This window comes from Paraburkholderia bryophila (assembly GCF_013409255.1).
Lineage (GTDB): Bacteria > Pseudomonadota > Gammaproteobacteria > Burkholderiales > Burkholderiaceae > Paraburkholderia.
The window spans coordinates 1,328,501-1,343,516 of record NZ_JACCAS010000001.1 but is presented as its reverse complement, the minus strand read 5'-3'; the positions used below and the strand labels follow the sequence as shown (position 1 = coordinate 1,343,516).

At 58.8% G+C, this 15,016-nt stretch carries 20 protein-coding genes; 8 read left to right on the top strand and 12 right to left on the bottom strand.

The features are described 5' to 3' along the window. Window positions 1-87: 87 nt before the first annotated feature. Window positions 88-984: a DUF2971 domain-containing protein gene (locus GGD40_RS06030; RefSeq protein ID WP_179743104.1), complete on the top strand. Its 897-nt coding sequence runs from the start codon at window positions 88-90 to the stop codon at window positions 982-984. A gap of 123 nt (window positions 985-1,107) precedes the next feature. Here GGD40_RS06030 and GGD40_RS06025 read toward each other — a convergent pair whose 3' ends face one another. Then, window positions 1,108-1,719: a hypothetical protein gene (locus GGD40_RS06025; RefSeq protein ID WP_179743103.1), complete on the bottom strand. Its 612-nt coding sequence runs from the start codon at window positions 1,717-1,719 to the stop codon at window positions 1,108-1,110. 219 nt (window positions 1,720-1,938) lie between these two features. On the opposite strand from GGD40_RS06025, the gene GGD40_RS06020 reads away from it, so the two are divergent. Both GGD40_RS06020 and GGD40_RS06015 read left to right on the top strand, forming a co-directional pair. After that, entirely contained in the window at window positions 1,939-2,523 is a 585-nt protein-coding gene (locus GGD40_RS06020) for a hypothetical protein (protein WP_257030360.1), read from the top strand. A gap of 194 nt (window positions 2,524-2,717) precedes the next feature. Beyond that, window positions 2,718-2,936, top strand: a complete 219-nt coding sequence (locus GGD40_RS06015; RefSeq protein WP_179743102.1) for a DUF2188 domain-containing protein — start codon at window positions 2,718-2,720, stop codon at window positions 2,934-2,936. Window positions 2,937-3,078: 142 nt separating this feature from the next. Here GGD40_RS06015 and arsN2 read toward each other — a convergent pair whose 3' ends face one another. Genes arsN2 through GGD40_RS06000 form a run of 3 tightly spaced genes read right to left on the bottom strand, consistent with a single transcriptional unit; the run spans window position 3,079 to window position 5,513 of the window. Next, window positions 3,079-3,513, bottom strand: a complete 435-nt coding sequence (gene arsN2 / locus GGD40_RS06010) for an arsenic resistance N-acetyltransferase ArsN2 (RefSeq protein WP_179743101.1) — start codon at window positions 3,511-3,513, stop codon at window positions 3,079-3,081. 34 nt (window positions 3,514-3,547) lie between these two features. Next, complete coding sequence (locus tag GGD40_RS06005) at window positions 3,548-4,807, bottom strand: MFS transporter (RefSeq protein WP_179744889.1); 1,260 nt, start codon at window positions 4,805-4,807, stop codon at window positions 3,548-3,550. Between the two features lie 22 nt (window positions 4,808-4,829). Next, window positions 4,830-5,513, bottom strand: a complete 684-nt coding sequence (locus GGD40_RS06000) for a hypothetical protein (RefSeq protein WP_179743100.1) — start codon at window positions 5,511-5,513, stop codon at window positions 4,830-4,832. A 162-nt stretch (window positions 5,514-5,675) separates the two neighbouring features. Between GGD40_RS06000 and arsH the strand changes: the two genes are divergently transcribed. The 4 genes from arsH (at window position 5,676) to GGD40_RS05980 (ending at window position 8,200) form a co-directional block, all read left to right on the top strand. After that, window positions 5,676-6,452 (top strand): arsenical resistance protein ArsH, encoded by a 777-nt coding sequence (gene arsH, locus GGD40_RS05995; protein WP_179743099.1) that lies wholly within the window; start codon window positions 5,676-5,678, stop codon window positions 6,450-6,452. A gap of 9 nt (window positions 6,453-6,461) precedes the next feature. Next, window positions 6,462-6,791, top strand: a complete 330-nt coding sequence (locus GGD40_RS05990; protein ID WP_179706248.1) for an ArsR/SmtB family transcription factor — start codon at window positions 6,462-6,464, stop codon at window positions 6,789-6,791. Between the two features lies 1 nt (window position 6,792). Next, complete coding sequence (locus GGD40_RS05985) at window positions 6,793-7,269, top strand: ArsI/CadI family heavy metal resistance metalloenzyme (RefSeq protein ID WP_179743098.1); 477 nt, start codon at window positions 6,793-6,795, stop codon at window positions 7,267-7,269. 157 nt (window positions 7,270-7,426) lie between these two features. Beyond that, complete coding sequence (locus GGD40_RS05980) at window positions 7,427-8,200, top strand: metallophosphoesterase (protein ID WP_179743097.1); 774 nt, start codon at window positions 7,427-7,429, stop codon at window positions 8,198-8,200. Between the two features lie 34 nt (window positions 8,201-8,234). On the opposite strand, the gene GGD40_RS05975 is transcribed toward GGD40_RS05980, so the two are convergent. The 8 genes from GGD40_RS05975 to pstS all read right to left on the bottom strand — a co-directional run bounded on the left by GGD40_RS05975 (window position 8,235) and on the right by pstS (window position 14,252). Beyond that, complete coding sequence (locus tag GGD40_RS05975; RefSeq protein ID WP_179743096.1) at window positions 8,235-8,561, bottom strand: ArsR/SmtB family transcription factor; 327 nt, start codon at window positions 8,559-8,561, stop codon at window positions 8,235-8,237. Between the two features lie 131 nt (window positions 8,562-8,692). Next, complete coding sequence (locus tag GGD40_RS05970) at window positions 8,693-8,977, bottom strand: hypothetical protein (protein WP_179743095.1); 285 nt, start codon at window positions 8,975-8,977, stop codon at window positions 8,693-8,695. A 66-nt stretch (window positions 8,978-9,043) separates the two neighbouring features. Next, on the bottom strand, window positions 9,044-9,772 hold the full coding sequence (gene phoB, locus GGD40_RS05965; protein ID WP_179743094.1) for a phosphate regulon transcriptional regulator PhoB: 729 nt from the start codon (window positions 9,770-9,772) through the stop codon (window positions 9,044-9,046). Between the two features lie 11 nt (window positions 9,773-9,783). Continuing rightward, window positions 9,784-10,497 carry a phosphate signaling complex protein PhoU gene (phoU, locus tag GGD40_RS05960; protein ID WP_179743093.1) on the bottom strand — a complete coding sequence of 238 codons (714 nt, stop codon included), beginning with the start codon at window positions 10,495-10,497 and terminating at the stop codon, window positions 9,784-9,786. 9 nt (window positions 10,498-10,506) lie between these two features. After that, on the bottom strand, window positions 10,507-11,295 hold the full coding sequence (pstB, locus tag GGD40_RS05955) for a phosphate ABC transporter ATP-binding protein PstB (protein ID WP_257030359.1): 789 nt from the start codon (window positions 11,293-11,295) through the stop codon (window positions 10,507-10,509). Then, complete coding sequence (gene pstA / locus GGD40_RS05950; RefSeq protein WP_179743092.1) at window positions 11,282-12,139, bottom strand: phosphate ABC transporter permease PstA; 858 nt, start codon at window positions 12,137-12,139, stop codon at window positions 11,282-11,284. The genes pstB and pstA overlap by 14 nt, the downstream gene beginning before the upstream one ends. After that, window positions 12,139-13,170 carry a phosphate ABC transporter permease subunit PstC gene (gene pstC / locus GGD40_RS05945; RefSeq protein WP_257030483.1) on the bottom strand — a complete coding sequence of 344 codons (1,032 nt, stop codon included), beginning with the start codon at window positions 13,168-13,170 and terminating at the stop codon, window positions 12,139-12,141. Before pstC ends, pstA begins: the two co-directional genes overlap by 1 nt. A gap of 62 nt (window positions 13,171-13,232) precedes the next feature. After that, window positions 13,233-14,252: a phosphate ABC transporter substrate-binding protein PstS gene (gene pstS, locus GGD40_RS05940; RefSeq protein WP_218900823.1), complete on the bottom strand. Its 1,020-nt coding sequence runs from the start codon at window positions 14,250-14,252 to the stop codon at window positions 13,233-13,235. A gap of 248 nt (window positions 14,253-14,500) precedes the next feature. Here pstS and GGD40_RS05935 point away from each other — a divergent pair, with 248 nt between their 5' ends. After that, the gene (locus tag GGD40_RS05935) at window positions 14,501-15,016 is read left to right on the top strand and encodes an arsenate reductase ArsC (RefSeq protein ID WP_373565259.1); all 516 of its coding nucleotides are present in this window, start codon (window positions 14,501-14,503) and stop codon (window positions 15,014-15,016) included.

Sequence of the window (15,016 nt, the reverse complement as noted above, 5' to 3'; positions counted from 1 at the left end):
CGCAAAATGGGCGAGACCTGGAGCACAAGGGCTATGGCTGGCCCGCAATTACTCATCGCAAGTTCCACACTCAGATACGAGGTAGTGATGGCCAAGCACCGGCTGCACAAGTACGTCAGCATCGACACGCTAAAGAGGATACTTGGAGGGTCCATCCGCATGACCCAGCCGGGTGGGTTCAACGACCCATTCGAGCTGTTGCCGGAGATAGTCGTCCCAGCAGACCAGGCGGGAGACCGAATCGGCTTCTCGTTCGACATACTCGCTCCCCGGCGTGAGACCCTGCTGACGGCGGTCGTTCAGCTCACTGATGGACAGGTGGCCAGCGATATCACGTCACGACACATACTCGTCGAACTCAATCAGCAGATAGGCATCCTTTGCCTGTCCAAGGCTCCCAACTCAATCTTGATGTGGTCGCATTACGCTGACCAGTACCAAGGTGCGGTCATCGCCTTCGACGCCGACCATGAGTTCTTCGCCGGTCAAATCGAGGTCGAATACGTTGAGGAGCGCCCGAGGAAACACATCGACTCGTATAAATCCGAGCCTGTTCCTTTGGCGGAGCTATGCTCCAAATCCGTCGAATGGAAATACGAACAAGAGGTGCGGATTGTGCGTCCCCTTCGGGACTGCAAGAAGACGGAGCACCTCGACATAAGAAAATTTCCGGTCTTCACTGCGGATATTCCCCAAGAAGCTATCGTGTCGGTCGCGCTCGGCGAGCGGACACCGGTCCCTCAGCAGCAAGAGATTTACCAGCTCTTGAAAGACACGAAAATTGGGCTAACGCTGTCAGCTGTCGACAATGTGGGTTACGGGTTTCGCCAGGAGGTCATTCTGTATCCCGGCGACTTTCGGAATCCGACTGTCTCTGCGCGGACCGCTCACATATTCCTCGGCACAAGCGGCTTCCATGCCGAAGCGGCTCGCTGGATGATTGACCACCATCCCATGAGTCCAATCGTGAACAAGACTGTATAGTTAAGACGGCCGTAGGTCGGGGCCTCATTTCTATGGCGGCGCTTCCGTCCGCCGTGTTTGTGGTGTTGTCATATCGCTCTTAAAAAATTGTGGTTGCGAGCCGTCTCGGGCTACCCGTTAATCTCACGCGTCGGTGGTTCGCGGTATCGTCACCGCATACCAGTCACTGACGTTCTCTGTCACGGCAGGATGCCTTTTGGCCCGCCGCACTTCCTGCAAACTCACGAACCAGACGTCCGCCAACTTGCCCTCTTTGACGATGCGGACAAACATCAGGCCGTCGTAACCAAGACTCTCGTAGCGCGAGAGTTGGTCGGCGTTGACCGCGAAATATCTGTCGTTGCGCTCCTGGATTCCAGGCAGCCGGTCGCAGGACGCCTTGATATCAAACCGGCGGCATCCTATTGTTACGTCGACATCCCGTATCGGCTGGTCCGCAACAGGCGCCGTGGACGCGAAAGGCTCTCGTCGGTCCATTGCGACGATGTCGGCGAGCGGAACACCGATTGCCTCAGCCAAACACCCCTTAACGTCTTTGGTCCACTGAACCGCTTCAGTGCGCTCGAACCGCCTAAACCCACCGGCCTTGGCCGCCTCGAGACGCGCTTGCGCGTTGTCCGTCGCCCTGCGCATGTCCTGCGCACCTACCGGCACCGAGCCGGCATAGTGCAACCCATCGAATCCCTGGTCGGGTAGCTCCCAATTAAACGGCCCGCGTCGTGTGACACGGGGCATAGCTCTCCTGGCAGTAAGTGGCCGCCTCGCTCGACGGCCCTCCTGAAAATCTAGCTATGCGTTTTAGATGTGAGGACCTGCGGAGGAAAAGGCAAAAGGCCGCATCGCTTGCTACCTGCGGCCATCAAGAACGTGTTCCGCTGGTTGGGGGCTCAGACCGCCCCTCGAGACACCCGGTGATTGACACCTCACACGCCTGTTGGACCGGGATGAGCGTCGATGGGGCACGGCGACAAGCATGCACGAAACAAGATTTCGTCAGACAAATCTCAAGCTTTTCATGAGGTGGCCGTTATTCCCCTTACCGTAAATAACGAGCCCACCGGCGACTTAAACATGAAGACGAAGCAATTGATTCTGACGGCTGCCCTTATCGCGGCCGCACTGACCGCTGCATGCGGCGACAAACAGGATGCGGCCAGCGATAACGCGGCATCGGCGCCCGCTACCCAGGCTGCTGCGGCAACGAACGCTCCGGAGGCTCAAGCGGCGTCAGCAGTTCTCAACGCGCCCGCTCAAGCTGAGCAGGCGAATGCCCAACAGGCCGCAGCGGCGCAGAGCGCAACGCCAGATGCGGACGGCCTTGTGCGTGTTCATTTTGATGAAGTCTTTGCGGTCACCTCTGACGGCAGTTTCTCGCCCAAGGTGCCGGTCGACATCAACGGTGTTCAGATGACTCCCGGCGTCACTTTCGGCGGGGGCGTTCAGTTTGGCGGTTTTGCATTGAGCCAGGCTGCTGGTCACGACCTCGCCGTTCGTCGACTCCCCAACGGATTCGTGCAACTGGTCAAGTATTACAGTTGATAGCGACACCACTGAAACTACGCGAGGCGCCTCTCGAAGCTTGAGACGCGCCAGCCTAGTTACGCGGCTCAGCTGCGGGCTTTCGTCCGTCGCCATATGTGGTAGCAGACTTGCATATCTTTGCTATAGGCAGTATGTTCAATGACGATAAAGCCGTCTACTGCACGTAATTTCCTATCTCTGTGAGGTTTTTCATGACCGGCAAGAAAGATAGCAACAATCTGTTTGTAGAACGCCGCGACGACAAGACGTACGCCGTGCGGAAGCCTGATTCGGAACGAGCAAGCGCAGTGACGCAGACGCAGGCCCAAGCGATAGAGCGTGCAAAGCAGATGAACCCGAACGCAGCGGTTCATGTTGAGCGAGTTCGAACCACGACATCCGGAAAGCCGGATAAGTGGCGCAAGGGATAACAACCGTCGATACGCGACAGAGGTGCCCCGAAGTCGTTTTGACGATGGCTCGGGACGTGCGAAACCGGGTACGGAGCGCGGGTTGCTAGATTAGCGTCGGAGCGTACGTGGGTCGACAGTCACGGCCAATAACTTCGGCGGGTCAAAGGCGCTTCTTCATGCAAACCGCAGACGCCGGGCACAAGGCAGCGAATTGCATGCTGGCTTGGACTTTATCGGGTGCCGCCGCGCGGTCGACAGTAACGTAGCCAGCGCGCCGGAAGAACTCGGCGGCGGTCGTGGTCAGCAACCACAACTCACCAACCTCTGAGTTCCGCGCGAAGTCTTCCGCCTGAGCCACTAGATTGCCACCTAAACCACTATCGCGGGCAGCCTCCGTCACCACCAGCGACCGCAGTAGCGCATCGCGTCCAAATCTTTCTAGCCCGATGTTGCCTACGAGGATGCCATTCGTATCTTCGGCAACCACGAAGTCCTTCAGTAGCTCGGCCGTCACGTCGGAGGACGGAAGGTCATTTCCTGCCAGCAGTGCCTTGATGGCGCCAAGGTCGTCGTTTTGTGCCGGACGTATTTTCATGGCCTTATCGATGTTTTAGAAATTTGAGCAACTTTCAGGTGACGCGGGTTGCATGGCGGCTGAATCGGACCGCGACGAAAAACGCGATTGCCGACAGTATCGAGACGAGAAAAACCGTCCACTCGACAGCGACGTAGCCGTGAGTGAGCGTCCAGATGCTTGCGGCAGCGATTGGCGCTATCCCTTTGGCGATATTGGATGGGAATGACAGCATGCCGCTGACTGCACCATAACCTTCGGTCCACATCAGGTCCTGGACGATGGTACCCCGCAGGATTGTCATCATTCCGTTTGCAGCGCCGTAGCAGAGTGCGAACAGCCATAACAAGGCGGCCGAGTGACCGGCGCCTATGAGAACGATGGTCGACAGCGGGAAAAGCGTCACAACGATGACGCCAATAGTGCTCACGTGGACCGTTCGCCCGAAAGTGAACCACACTGCCCGAGCGGCTACCTGTGCGGGGCCGATGAGTGCCATGGTTGTGACGAGCACCGCGTTCGATACTCTTCGCTCTACCATCAATGGCACCAGATGGAACGTGAGCGCCGCGAAAGTCGCGTAATAGGCCGTGAAGCACACAGCGAGGGCCCAGAACGTTGGCGTCCGAAGTGCGCGGCGTGTTGCCTCGTCATTTGCGAGCTTGACCGCGCCGCGGCTAGGCCGTGGACTCGCGTCCGAACGCGACGAGCGAATGGCGAGCACATGAATTGGCAGGCAGACGACGAGGTTCGCAATGGCAAGAACCACGAGTGACGTCCGCCATCCAACCGAGCCAACCAGGAATTGCGTCAGTGGGATGAAGACCGTGCTGGCAAACCCGGCCACGAGCGTAATCAGCGTGATTTTCGTTCTGAAACTCTTTGGGTACCGATGGGTCACGACTGCGAACACCGGGTCGTAGAACGTTGCCGCCATCGCAATCCCAAGGCCAATCCAGGCAACGAAAAGTAACGTTAGCGACTGCGCGTCGGCCCAGAGCAACAGCATGGCGGCAGCGATAACTGACCCGACGACCATGACCCGGCGGCCCAGCCCATGGTCAATCCAGCGGCCAATGGGATACGCCGCGAAGCCGGAAACCAGCAGCCCCACGGACAAGGCCGCGTTCGTCGCCGTCCGGCTCCAACCCATGGTTTGCTCCATGGGCACGACCAGCAACGAAAACGAGTAATACACGGAGCCCCAGGAGACCAGCTGCGCCAATGCCAAGGCCCAAGTGACGAGTCTGTCCTGACTATCTGCCGGCGCAACATTTCCGCTTGCGCTCTCACCTCGGCTCGACGTTGTGCTCAATTTATTCAACCTCTCATCTGGCTCAGGTTGCGGCAGGTGCCGGCCCGATGCGAAACGCGTCGCAGCAGAAGAACCGTGCAGAGGCCAGCTTGTTCGCAACGCCAATGGCGACGCGCTCGTGAAAAGAATCTGCCACCGTCAGCGACGCACGTTCCCGCGCCTCACTGACTACATCGAGATAGCCGATTCCCTCGTGGCTGCAGAATCGTCCAATGCGATGCGCGACTATCCGCGCTCTTGCCCGCCGGAGCACCGCACGGACACCGCGTGTCTCGACCGGCGTCGCCAGCGCGACGAAGAGCCTCGAGCCCTCGTCGGCTAGCTGGTTGCGGACCTGGAGCAATGGCGCCGCCCAATCGCACGGAGGCCATGCCCGACCTATCTCATGCATGTCCAGAACAAGGACGGCCGCTGCCGCGCCGCGCATAGCAAGGAATCGGGCACGCTCGAGCTTCTCGTCGAGCGCAGCCGTCAGCGCAATCGCTGAAGTGGAACGTCCCGTCTCCTTCTGGAAGGCCAGTGCCACGTCGTCCGCTAGAGACGAAGAACCTGCCGCCGGCTGGCGCAGCGCATCCGCTGTCACCTGTGGCGAGCCGACCGAGCGCTCGTGCGCCATCAGCATCATGAAGCCGCGAATCGGGCGGCAACGCCACCTGCCGGACATGGGCAAAAGCGATTCAGATGTAGCGAGGGAGTCGCGGTTCATGACATCGCTCCAAAGATTTCACATTTCCAGAATACCGGAAATATAGTAGAATGCAAGCATGCGATGGCGCAGAAGTTCGAGTTGATGGGTGTCGCCCCAAAGCGCCTTGAATAGGACAAATATTTCCATATAATTGGAACTATCAAATAGCAGGAAAACCAGATGACAGTTCATGCAATCAACGGTGACCAGAGCTTCCCGGCCGCCAAACCGGATTTCTTCGACACCAATATCGCCGCGCAACTGGGCATGGAAGGGCAGCCGCCCGTACGGATACTGCTGCTCTACGGCTCGCTTCGCGAGCGTTCCTATTCGCGCCTGCTCGTCGAAGAGGCCGCTCGCCTGCTGCAACGGTTCGGCGCCGAGACCCGGATTTTTGACCCGCGGGGTCTTCCGCACGCGGACGACGTCGATGTCAAGAACCATCCGAAAGTGAAGGAGCTACTGGAGCTGTCGCTGTGGTCGGAGGGGCATGTCTGGTGCAGCCCCGAGCGTCACGGGACCATCACCGGCCTGATAAAGACGCAGATTGACCACCTGCCGCTCGTGAGCGGCGGTATCCGCCCGACACAGGGGCGCACGCTTGCCGTCATGCAGGTCAGCGGCGGCTCGCAGTCGTTCAACTCTGTGAACCAGCTTCGTCAGCTCGGACGGTGGATGCGAATGTTCACCATCCCCAATCAAAGTTCGGTTGCGAAGGCGTTCGAGGAATTCGAAGAGGATGGCCGGATGAAACCGTCGTCTTACTACGACCGCCTCGTCGATGTCATGGAGGAGCTCGTGAAGTTCACGCTGCTGCTTCGCGGCCGGGCTGCATATCTGGTCGACCGTTACAGCGAGCGCGTGAAGGACGGTCGTCCGCTCGACCCGGTGACCGACCTCGCGTCGCAGGCAATCGCCGACAATTCGCGCAAGGAAGCGCAGGCAAGTAACCGATAAGGGACTGTGATGGCAACCTTGGACTCAAAAACGGCGGTCAAGGCACTCGCGGCGCTCGCAAACGACAACCGGCTTGCCGTGTTCCGTCTTCTGGTTACCGCTGGTCGGTCAGGCATGAGTCCGGGTGCCATTGCTGACAGTCTCGGGCTTCCTTCGCCCACGCTGTCGTTCCACCTGAAGGAACTCGCTCACGCCGGACTCATTGAAGGCAAGAGCCAGGGACGGCACATCATCTACAGCGCCTGCTACGAGCACATGCAGACACTCGTGGACTTCCTGATGGAAAACTGCTGCGCCGCCGAGCAATGCGCTTGCGCGACCAACGAAACGGAGGCTTGAAATGAAGCGATTTCACGTTCACGTTGTTGTTCCGAAACTCGACGATAGCGTGCGGTTCTACAGCAGCATGTTTGGCGCCCAGCCAACGGTGCTTAAAGACGATTACGCGAAGTGGATGCTCGAGGACCCGCGCGTGAATTTTGCGATTTCCGCGCGCGGCGGTGAGACGGGTGTGAATCACCTTGGTTTCCAGGTCGACAGCGACGAGGAGCTGTCGGCGCTAAGGCAGCAGGTCATCGCAGGGAGCGTTGCGGTCGAGGACCAGCCCGCAGCACAGTGCTGCTACGCCAGCTCGAACAAATACTGGACGCAGGACCCGGCCGGCGTACCGTGGGAGACGTATCACACGCTTGGTGGCATTCCGATGTTCGGTGCTGACAGCCATCAATCACCCACTTCTGAAGCGAGCGGGGCATGCTGCGCGCCAGTCGCCTCTATCCCCGCTGTCATTGAGAAGAAGGTCGGCAGCTGCGGCTAGCGCCAACGGCGGAGCCCGCCGCCTGCTGGCGACATACACATGGCAGGAACGAACAAGCGGGCTCGGGTGGCCTTTTCAATGAGCGGCAAGGCGCACGCGAAGCATATGATTTCGCCCGTGCAGCCTGCTGTCCAACAACATTACTGGCAGCCACTACATGAAGCTTCTCTGGACCACGGATTTGCATTTGCTGAATCCCGGTGTGCTTCATTCGACGGGTGTTGACCCGGAAATACGACTACGTCGTTGCATCGACGACATGCTGTCCAATCATGGGGACGCGAAGCGGCTAGTCATAACTGGCGACCTTATACAGCTTCGCAATACGGCGGCGTACTCTGTGTTGGCCAACATACTGGCCGATGTCAGGATGCCAGTGCGACTGCTCGTGGGTAACCACGACGACCGGGTGGCGCTGTCAGAGGTTTTTCCCGACGCGCAACTGCACGAAGGGTTTTTGCAGGATGTGGAAGAAGTAGATGGGCACCAACTGATTTACCTGGACACACTTGCTGATGGCAAGCACTCAGGTCAGTTAAGTCCGCAGCGACTAGCGTGGCTGGACAAAACGCTAGCGTCCGCGGACGGACCGGCCTTGCTCTTTATGCACCATCCACCAACCAACGTCGGAATTCCTGCGCTGGACAAGTTGCGACTTTCCGACGGCGACACTGAACTAGCGGACATACTCCGACGCCATCGAAATCGCCAACCCTATCTGTTCTGTGGCCATTTGCATCGAAACGTTTCAGGTATCTGGCGCGGAACGCCTTACACCGTAATGACGACGCCTCACCTGGGTATCGCGTTGCGTATGGAGCAGCAGCCGCTGGTAAAGGTTGATGAAAATCCCGGGTATGGCGTCATTCTCTGCGACAAAGATGGGGTGGTGGTGCATACGCAGTCGCTGACCAAAGACGCAGCCGTCTGAGCGCCAGCCGTAGCTGCAGGTTAAAGGCTTGAGGTCAGCACTTGACCTTCTTGCGAGGTTTGCAGTCGGCCGTTTCGACACCCTGACAGCAGTTTTCAGTCAGAAAGTCGACCAGCCCGTTCATCTGGTCAATTTCTGAGGCGTAATAGACAAATCGCCCCTCCTGCCGCGACGACACCAGGCCAGCATGGGTCAGTTCCTTGAGATGAAATGACAGCGTGGCGCTTGCCAGTTCCATCTGCTCTTGGATAACACCTACGCTCAACCCGTCCGGCCCCGCCGTAATCAGCAGTCGAAAAATACCCAGACGCGTCGGCTGGGCGAGCGCGGACAGGGCTTTGATTGCGTCTTTTTCCTTCATGGTGCACGTGTCGTCTAGATTAGCCGACGATTCTAACGCTATTGAGGTGACATTGGCGCGACGGTCCGGTTTGGGCCACAGCCAGAAGGCTTGCTCGGCTCCCGAGCCTGGAATTCCCGGCAGACCGTCCGTCAACGGTGTCCGCTGCGCCTGTGATACAGGGCTCGACTGGCGAGCGTCGCGACGCCTGCTATTGCGGCGCACGTCAATGCCCCGTATGTCAGCCCCGTCAGCAGGAGGCTCACGAAAGCTGCCCCGGCGAACACCATCTGCACCACGCCCAACGCGAGCCGGAGCGGTCCCCAAACCAGCAGGTGCACTCGGCTCGACAATTTCGAGGCATTCAAGTCCGAACCGCTCTTCCCGGAAAGCGGATGGTCGTCGCCAACGTCGTTCTGATGTTTGACCGCCTTCATGGCTTTGCGTCCAGTCTCTGAAATCCAACACGCCGCGGCGTCGCTTTAGACATGCCCGAAACTACCCTATGCTGCGGTCGCAACGGGTTGTGACGGCGCCATTCCCGAAAGCCTGTAACCGCTGCCGCGCACCGTCTCGATGATGGCGTCGTAACCAACCGGTTTTAGCGCCGCGCGCAGCCTTTTGACATGCACATCGATTGTTCGCTCTTCGATAAATACGTGGTCGCCCCAGACCTGGTCAAGAACCAGTGAGCGACTGTGTACCCGCTCCGGGTGTGCCATGAAGTAGTGAAGCAGCTTGAACTCTGTTGGACCGAGCTGCACGGGCATATCGTCTCCCTCGGTCTTGACGAACACCCGACGCGTCGCCGGGTCAAGAATGAGGTTACCGACAGACACGGCATCATCGGTCAGTTGCGGGGCGCGGCGGCGCAGCACCGCCTTGATACGTGCGACCAGTTCCTTCGGCGAAAATGGCTTGACGAGGTAGTCGTCTGCCCCGGCTTCGAGGCCGTCCACCCGGTCCTGCTCCTCATCGCGGGCCGTCAGCATGATGACGGGCACATCGCGTGTCCTTGAATCTGCACGGAGCTTCCGCATGAACTGGAGCCCGGACATCCCGGGAAGCATCCAGTCGAGCACAATCAGGTCGGGCAAAATCTCCGATATTAGCGCGCTAGCGATTGTCGCATTCCGAGCCGGCAATGGGTGGAAGCCGGCATGCTTCAGGTTGGCGGCAAGCAATTCAATGATGGCAGGTTCATCTTCGACGATGAGCACGCTGATGTGCATTGCAGTTTCCTTCAGTCCTTGCTATCAAGCGCCTGGCGCTCGAGTTCATCATGAGGCAGGTGACGTACGTCCGTCCCCTTGACGACATAGATGATGAACTCGGCGATGTTCGTCGCATGGTCACCGATACGTTCGATTGCCGTTGCCACGAACAGATAATCGAGTCCGACAGAGATGCCCCGCGGGTCCTCCATCATGTAGGTCACAAGCTTGCGAACGAATGCACGAAACTGGTCGTCAATGGCTTCGTCGTCACGGACAATCTGGGCCGCGGCGACCGTGTCGAGTCTTGCGAACGCGTCCAGCGCGCGGCGAAGGATGTGGGTAGCCATCTCCCCCGACAGCTTGATTTCCGCGATATTGATGGTTCGTCCGGCGCCACTCTCCGCGATGCGCCGCGTGCGCTTTGCTATCTTTCTTGCCTCATCGCCGGCGCGTTCAAGGTTGGTGATGGTCTTCGACGCAGCCATCAGGAGTCTGAGGTCGCGCGCAGCTGGTTGACGGCGAGCGATGATGTTGCTCAATTCCTCATCTATCTGGATTTCCATCTCGTTCAGCCGATGTTCATCCATCATCACCTGTTCGACGATGTCCAGGTCGAAAGTATCGAGGGCCTGCATCGCGCGCGTAATCTGTTGCTCGACGAGACCTCCCATCTCCAGCAGCCGCTTGGAGACGAGGTTGAGGTCGGCGTCGAACTGACTTGAGAGATGTTTGTCGGACATTTCCACTCCCTAGCCGAAGCGGCCAGTGATGTAGTCCTCGGTCGCCTTCTGGGTGGGCTTCGAGAAGATTTGCTCGGTGGTGCTGAACTCGATGAGCTTTCCCAGGTGCATGAACGCCGTATGCTCGGACACGCGAGCTGCCTGCTGCATGTTGTGAGTGACGATGACGACCGTGTAGTGCTTGCGCAAGGTATGAAGCAGTTCCTCAATCTTGCCTGTTGCGATTGGGTCGAGTGCGGAGGTCGGCTCGTCGAGTAGAAGCACTTCCGGGTCAATGGCCAGTGCGCGGGCGATGCACAGACGTTGCTGCTGGCCACCTGACAGCGCCAGCGCGCTCTGGTCGAGCTTGTCCTTGACCTCATCCCAGATGGCGGCCTGCCGGAGCGCGAACTCGACGCGCTCATCCAGCTCACTGCGCGTCAGCGCCTCATGGTGGTTGATAGCCAACGCGACGTTGTCGTATATCGACATCGTGAAGGGCGTCGGCTTCTGAAAGACCATGCCGACCTTGAGTCGCAATTCATTCAGCTTGAAACGCGGCTCGAGGATGTTCATTCCATCCAGCTCGACGCTTCCGGTAGCTACCTGGTCTGGATAAATGGAGTACATCCGGTTCAGCACCCGCAGCAGCGTTGACTTGCCGCACCCTGACGAGCCGATGATGGCGGTGATTTCGCGGTCGGGGAAATCGACGTTGACGTCGTACAGAGCCTGGCGGCGGCCGTAGTGGAAATTCAGTCTACGCACACTGATGCGCGCTTTGGTCGTCCGGGCAGATGGCATCTTAACGGGAGGCATGAGCGCGATTGAAGAAGGTGCGGGACAGGATGGCCAGCGCGAGCACGAAGACCGTCATCAGGAAAGCGCCGGCCCACGCCAGCGTATGCCACGCCTCGTATGGGCTCATCGCGAACTGGAAGATGACCACCGGGATGTTTGCCAGCGGCCCGTTCGGTGTCGTTGACCAATACTGGTTGTTCAGCGCGGTAAAGAGCAGTGGCGCCGTTTCCCCACTGATGCGTGCGACGGCTAGCAGCGCGCCGGTCACGATGCCGGCACTAGCCGCCTTCAGCAGGATGCGTGAGCTGATTTTCCAGCGCGGGATACCGAGCGACAGCGCGGCTTCCCGCATGCTGTCCGGAATCAGCTGAAGCATCTCGTCGGTGGTGCGGATGACGACCGGTAGCATGATGATGGCCAGCGCGACCGCACCGGCCCAGCCCGAAAAATGACCGACCTGACGCACGATGAGTTCGTAGGTAAAAAGGCCGATGACAATCGATGGAGCACTCAGAAGGATGTCGTTGACGAAGCGGACGACCGCACCCAGACGCGTGCGTCGCGCGTACTCCGCGAGGTAGATTCCCGCCATCAACCCGAGCGGCACCCCTATGACGGACGCGATGCCTATCATCAGGAAGCTGCCGTAGAGTGCGTTCAGCAGCCCACCCTGCTGGCCAGGGGGCGGCGTCATCTGCGTGAAGAGACTCAGCCCGAGTGCGCCGAAACCGTTTATCACCGTGGTCGCGAGAATCCAGAACAGAAAGAAGAGGCCGAAAAGCGTTGACGCAACGGACAGCACGAAGACAACGTTGTTCGTCATGCGCCGGCGCCGGAATTTCCCCATGTCGAAGCTTTCCATTACTTTGCTCCTTCCATGCGATTCAGGCGTAGCAGCAACAGCTTCGCGAGCGCCAGCACAATGAACGTCACCACGAACAGAACGAAACCGAGCGCGATAAGCGAGGACAGATAGATAGGCGAATCGGCTTCGGTGAACTCATTGGCGAGTGTGGCCGCGATGGAGTTGCTCGGGTCGAGCAACGACACGCTCAGGTCGTGTGCATTACCAAGCACGAATGTGACCGCCATCGTCTCTCCGAGGGCGCGACCGAGTCCGAGAAAAATGGCTCCGATGACCGCTGAGCGGGTGTAGGGCAGCACGACCTTTCGTATCACCTCCCAGCGCGTTGCGCCGAGCGCGAACGCCGATTCCTTGAGCATCTGCGGCGTCGCCGAGAACACATCGCGCATCACGGCGGTGATGAACGGGATAATCATGATGCCGAGAATCATGCCGGCCGGAAGCATGCCAAGCCCAATCGGCGCGCCCGTAAAGAGCGGGCCAATCAGCCACGCGTTGCCCAACGTGTCGATGAGCCACGGTTCCACGTGGTCGGCCAGCACCGGAGCAAAAACGAACAGACCCCACATGCCGTAGATGATGCTGGGAATCGCTGCGAGCAGTTCGATGGCCGTGCTGACCGGGCCCTTCATCCAGCGCGGCGCAATCTCCGTGAGGAACATTGCAATCCCGAAGCTGATTGGAACCGCGATAAGCAGCGCGAGGAATGAACTCACGAGCGTGCCGTAAATCGGAATCAGCGCACCGAACTTGTGGGCCACTGCATCCCAATCGGTACTGATGAGAAATCGCCAGCCGAACGTCTGGAATGCCAGGCGACCGCCCCATAGCATCGAGAACGCCACGCCTGAGAGCAGAACGAGCACAAATATCGCTGCACACAAGGTCGCAAACCAGAACATTCGGTCTGCCGCTGCGTCGGGAAGCCAGCGCTTGCGGGTGCGGAACGTCAACTCGGTTCCAAGCAAGGTGCCTTTTCGGCGCTCGCCCGGCAACCCCTTGGCGAGGTCTTCTGCAGTGGTAGGCATCAGCGTTTCCTCAACGGGTGGCGCGCGCCAATAGCGCTGCGCCACCGTCAGTTACGGGAGCGTCAGAACTTGAAGTTGGTGGACCAGTACGATTCGATTTGCTTGACCAGCGGCTCCGGCAGCGGAACATAGTCGAGTGACTGAGCCTGCGACTGCCCCTTTTCGAGCGCCCAGCGGAAGAACGCTATGGCCGCCTTTGATTGCGCGGCATTCTTCGGCTGCTTGTACATGACGATGAAAGTCGTGGCCGTTACCGGATAGGCGTCCGGGCCGGCGGCGTCAGTCATCACAAGGTCGAAATCCTGCGCCTTGCTCCAGTCCGCTGTAGCCGCGGCAGCCTGGAACGACTTCGCATTCGGCTCCACGAAGTTGCCAGCTTTGTTCTGCACGGAGCCATACGTCATCTTGTTCTGAAGGACGTAGGCATATTCGACGTAACCGATGGAATTCTTCAGACGGTTCACATAGGCCGCGACGCCTTCGTTCCCTTTGCCGCCCACACCGGTCGGCCATGCAACCGAAGTGCCTTCACCCACCTTGCTCTTCCAGTCAGGGCTGACCTTCGACAGGTAGTTCACCCAGTTGAACGTGGTGCCTGAGCCATCCGAGCGGTGCACGACCGTGATGTTCGCGTCCGGCAGTTTCAGGCCCGGGTTGACCTTTGCGATGGCCGGGTCGCTCCACTTCTTGATTTTGCCAAGGTAGATGTCCGCAAGGATGGGGCCCGTGAATCGAAGTTTGCCGGGCGTGACGCCTTCGATATTGACAACAGGCACCACACCGCCGATGACGGACGGAAACTGCCCCATCTGCTTCGCGTTCAGGTCCTCGACCGACATCGGCATATCGGTTGCCCCGAAATCGACCGTCGCCGCCTTGATTTGCGCGATGCCACCGCCAGAACCGATGGACTGATAGTTCACCTTGGTACCCGAAGCCTGGTTGTAGTCCGAAGACCATTTCGACAGAATCGGATAAACGAAAGTGGAACCGGCGCCGGTGATTTCTGCCGCGTGGGTGGCGACCGCGCAGGTAGCCATCACTACGGCACCCGCAAGGCGTTGCAGGAACAGCTTGTTCATGTTGGTCATCCTCAGAAAGTAAGCATCATTTCCATAAAACTAGATACGTTACGACTGTCGGGATGCTAAGTATAGTTCGTGACATTCCAGTGACAAGGATTGGCTGCGTGAATTTTCTGTGACGACGAAATTGGTCCGCTACGGCTGAGGCATCATGCGGGCTGGGCCGCTTGCCGCAAACCAACATTTCCATTATATTGGAGATGTCGATACAACAAGCCGTATCCAACAACGGGCTGGAGAACCACGTGACCGAACATCGTAAATACAACGTCCTTTTCCTCTGTACGCACAATTCCGCGCGTTCTATCCTTGCAGAGGCAGCGCTCAACCAGCTCGCTGGCGACCGCTTCGTCGGCTACAGCGCCGGCAGCCACCCGGGCACGGCTCCGAACCCATTCGCGATTGACCTCCTGCGCTCGCAGGGAATTTCGACCGAAGGGATGCGCAGCAAGAGCTGGGACGAATTCGCCGAAGACGGCGCGCCCCATATTGATTTCATCTTCACCGTCTGCGATGACGCGGCAGGAGAGGTTTGCCCGATATGGCCCGGCCATCCGGCAAAAGCGCACTGGGGTGTATCTGACCCGTCCAGAGCCGAGGGCTCGGACGACGATAAGCGAAAGGCCTTTCTGCAAGCATTCGTGCAGATGAAAAAGCGCATTGAGCTTTTCACGAACCTGCCATTCGAAAAGCTCGACCGTCTTGCTGTCCAGCAGGAAATGCAGAACATCGGCACATCGCTGCGCGAGAAAGGAGAGTAA